Below are 3,852 nucleotides of genomic sequence, written 5' to 3'. Positions count from 1 at the left end.
CCATGACCGCCAAACGAATCATCGTCGGCTACGACCGATCACCCGACGCCAGGGTCGCCGCGGCCTGGGCGCTCGACCAGGCCGATCGGACGGGGGCCGCCGTGGAGTTCTTCTACGCCTACGAGTGGCCGGCCTGGGCTCCGGCCGCCTCGATGGTCCCCGCTACTTCCGTCTGGCCGGACGGCGAGACCGACCGCGCCATCCACGGCATGCTCAACGAGGCCGTCGCCGCCGCGCGGCTCAGCCATCCCGGGGTGCGCGCCCACGTCTCCACTCTGCACGCCCCGGCCGCCCTCACGCTGATCGACCGCTCCAGCACAGCGAGCATGATCGTGCTCGGCAGCCGCGGTCACAGCGCACTCGCCAGCGTCGGATCGGTCAGCGTCGCGGTCACCGCCCATGCGCATTGCCCGGTGATCGTGGTCCGGGAAGTTCCGGCGTCCGACGCGCCCGTGGTCGCCGGCGTCGACGACTCCCCCCGCGCCGAGCCGGTGCTCCGCTTCGCGTTCGAGCAGGCGGCGGCGCGCGGCGTCCCGCTGCGGGTCATCCGGGCCGGCACGTTCGCCCTGGGGGTCTGGGAGGAACGGCCGGTGGTGGCGAAGCAGCTCATCGAGGGCGGGGCTCGCTCGCTGCAGGAGCTGGTCCGCAGCTGGCAGCAGAAGTATCCCGGTGTCGAGGTCACCAGTGAGTTCGTCGCCGAGCACCCGTCCGACGCACTGACGAGGGAGGCGAAGGACGCCCAGCTCGTGGTCGTGGGGACGCGCGGGCGAGGCGCCGTACGCGGCATGTTGCTCGGGTCGGTCAGCCAGCACCTGCTGCACCGCTCCCCGACGACGGTTGCGGTCGTCCGTGAGATGCCCGGTGCGTGACAAGGCGGCTGTGGCGGACCGGGTTCCTGCTCCGCCACAGCCGCGTTAGCCTGTCCGGGTGGCGGGGTCGATGGACGAGAAGCGCACGGAACCCCCATCGCTGGGCCTCACTCCCTTGTCCCGGGTACGCCTCGACGAGCTGCTGCAGGAGATGCTCGACCGGGTGGGTGACATCGTCACCAGCCGGGAGCGGCTGCGGTCGCTGCTGGACGCTGTGGTCGGCATCGGCTCCGACCTCGATCTGCGCAGCACATTGCAGCGCATCGTCAAGGCGGCGTGCGAGCTGGTCGGCGCGCGATACGGCGCGCTCGGTGTGATCGGGCCTGATCGGCGAGGGCTTTCCGACTTCATCACACACGGCATCGATGCCGAGACCCACGCCGCGATCGGCGACCTGCCGAGGGGCCGCGGCGTGCTGGGCCTGCTGATCACCGAGCCGCGGCCCGTGCGGATGCCGGACATCACCCGCCATCCCAACTCCTTCGGCTTTCCCCCGAATCACCCGCCGATGCACAGCTTCCTCGGTGTCCCGGTCCGCACCCGCGACCAGATCTTCGGCAATCTTTATCTCGCCGAGAAGGTGGGCGCCGACGATTTCAGCGACGACGACGAGGAGATCGTCGTGGCACTTGCCGCCGCGGCCGGGGTGGCGATCGACAACGCCCGGCTCTTCGAGCTGGCGCAGCGCCGTGAGCGCTGGCTGTCGGCCGCCGCCGAGATCACCTCGGTGCTGCTGGGTACGGTCCGGCGGACCGAGGCCCTGCGGCTGATCGCCCGCCGGGCGCGCGAGGTGGCCGACGCCGACCTGGTGCTCGTCATGCTCTATGACGAGGAGCAGCACCGGTACACCATCGAGGTGGCCGACGGCCCCGACCCGCGGACAGCGCAGCTGGTCGGCAAGTTGCTGCCGGTCGACACGGACGCTGCCGAGCAGTTCGGCAAGGAGAAGTACCGGGTGGTCGAGGACCTGCGGGCGATCGCCGACTGGCCGGGCCCGGTGCCCGACCGCTCCGCCATGGCGGCGCCGCTGGCCGGATCCGACACGTTGCACGGGGTGCTCATCGTCGTGCCGGGCCAGGGCCGGGCGGATTGGGAGAGCGACGCCGCGCTGCTGTCGATCTTCGCCGGGCAGGCCGCGCTCGCCTTCGAGCGAGCGCAGGCGCAGGAGGAGCGGGAGCTTCTGCTGGTGCTGGAGGATCGGGAGCGGATCGCCCGCGACCTGCACGACGTCGTCATTCAGCGCCTGTTCGCCACCGGCATGCACCTGCAGGGTGTGGCGCCGCAGGCCTTGCGACCGGATGCGGCGAAGCGGATCAACTCCGCCGTGGACGACCTGGACGCGACCATCCGCGACATCCGGCGGTCGATCTTCGAGCTGCGCACTCCGGCCGGTAAGACCTTGCGGACGGAGTTGCGCGAGGCCGTCGACGCGACGGCGGAAACGCTGGGATTCCGTCCCGACCTGGACGTGTCCGGGCCGGTAGACAGCGCCGTTCCCGAAGACGTGGTGCCCGAAGTGCTCGCGGTGTTACGCGAGGCGTTGGCTAACGTCGCGCGTCACGCGCAGGCATCGTCGGCGCGCATCTCGGTGCGGTATGCGGACGGCAGGCTCACGCTTTCGGTCGAGGACGACGGTGTCGGCGCCGATCCGGCGGAGGCCCGGGGAGGGCTCGTCAATCTCGGCGAGCGCGCCGCCGATCTGGGCGGCACCTTCGAGGTCGGCCCGCGAGCGTCCGGGCCCGGGACCTTGCTGGTCTGGCAGGTTCCGATCGGCGACTGACCGTCCGGATCGGGTCTTTCGGCCCTGAACGCGATGCCCCGGCACACGGCACCGTGAGCAGAGACCCGAATCGGAGGTACCCGCCATGTCAGCTGCCCGCTACGACGACGCCGATCTGCGGCGCGCCGCGAGTGCCGCGATCCGCGCGCCGTCACTGCACAACAGCCAGCCCTGGCAGTTCCGCCTCCGCGACGGGGGAATCGATGTGCTCGCCGACCCCTCGCGCCGTCTCGACGTGGCCGACCGCGGCGGGTGGGCGGTGCGGATCGCCTGCGGCGCCGCCGTCTTCAACGCCCGGCTCGCGCTCGCGGCGGCCGGTCGCCCGGCGCAGGTCGCCCTGCTGCCGCGGGGCGCCGGGCCGGACGTGATGGCTCATCTTTCTCCGGACGAACCCCGCGAGCCTTCGTATGCCGAGCGGGATCTGTACGCGGCGATTCCTCGCCGGCACAGCAATCGGCGGCCATTCCTGCCCGAGCCGGTACCCACCGACATCCGGGTGCGCCTGATCGAGGCGGCCCGCGAGGAGGGCTGCTGGCTCGACCTGCTGGTCGGGATGACCGCCCTGTCCGGCTTCTCGGAGATCGCCCGCAGCGCGGACCGTGTGCTCCGGCGCGATGTCGGCTACCAGGCCGAGTTTTCGTCCTGGGCGCATGCCGACGGGGCGATGGATGGCGTTCCGGTCACTGCCGGTGGACCCCTGCCCGAACCCCACGACCTGCTGCCCCAGCGCCCCTTCGGCACCCGCCCCCGGGCCACGGGACGCGACTACGAGCCCGAGCCGCTGGTCGCCGTGCTCGGCGCGGCGGGCGACTGGCCTGCCGACCAGCTGCAGGCCGGTCAGGCCCTGCAGCGCGTGCTCCTCACTCTCACCGACGCCGGCTTGTCCAGCTCGATGCTGTCGCAACCCATCGAGGTGGCCGCCGCCCGCGACCAGCTGCGCCGCTCGCTGAGCCGTCGCGGCGTGCCGCAGATGACCCTGCGCATCGGTTACGGCCTGGTCGGGCCGTCCACCGAGCGACGCCCCCTCGACGACGTTGTCCTCGACTGATCGAGTCCCGATCCGGACAGGACGAAAGTCCCATGGCAACCGGTACGGCGGCCCTCACGCGACGGGCAGCGACAGGGCTCAATAGAGATGTAAGCAAACATCGAAAGGACGTGAGGACGATGACCGCCGCCGCTCGCTACCCGGCCACCGCCGAC

3 protein-coding genes are annotated in these 3,852 nt (G+C 71.5%); all 3 read left to right on the top strand.

The features are described from left to right. Positions 1-869, top strand: an 869-nt coding sequence (locus AB0M20_RS31330; RefSeq protein WP_364303936.1) for a universal stress protein, incomplete at its 5' end; no start/stop codon positions are given. A gap of 70 nt (positions 870-939) precedes the next feature. Continuing rightward, the gene (locus AB0M20_RS31325; RefSeq protein ID WP_364303937.1) at positions 940-2,649 is read left to right on the top strand and encodes a GAF domain-containing sensor histidine kinase; all 1,710 of its coding nucleotides are present in this window, start codon (positions 940-942) and stop codon (positions 2,647-2,649) included. 85 nt (positions 2,650-2,734) lie between these two features. Continuing rightward, positions 2,735-3,697, top strand: coding sequence for a nitroreductase (locus AB0M20_RS31320; RefSeq protein WP_364303935.1), 963 nt, complete (start codon positions 2,735-2,737; stop codon positions 3,695-3,697). Positions 3,698-3,852 lie beyond the last annotated feature (155 nt).

Origin of the sequence: Actinoplanes sp. NPDC051633 (genome assembly GCF_040681735.1) — a bacterium.
In the GTDB taxonomy this organism is placed as follows: Bacteria; Actinomycetota; Actinomycetes; order Mycobacteriales; family Micromonosporaceae; genus Actinoplanes.
Note: the sequence above shows the minus strand (reverse complement) of the source record. Positions and strands in the feature narration are given on the sequence as shown.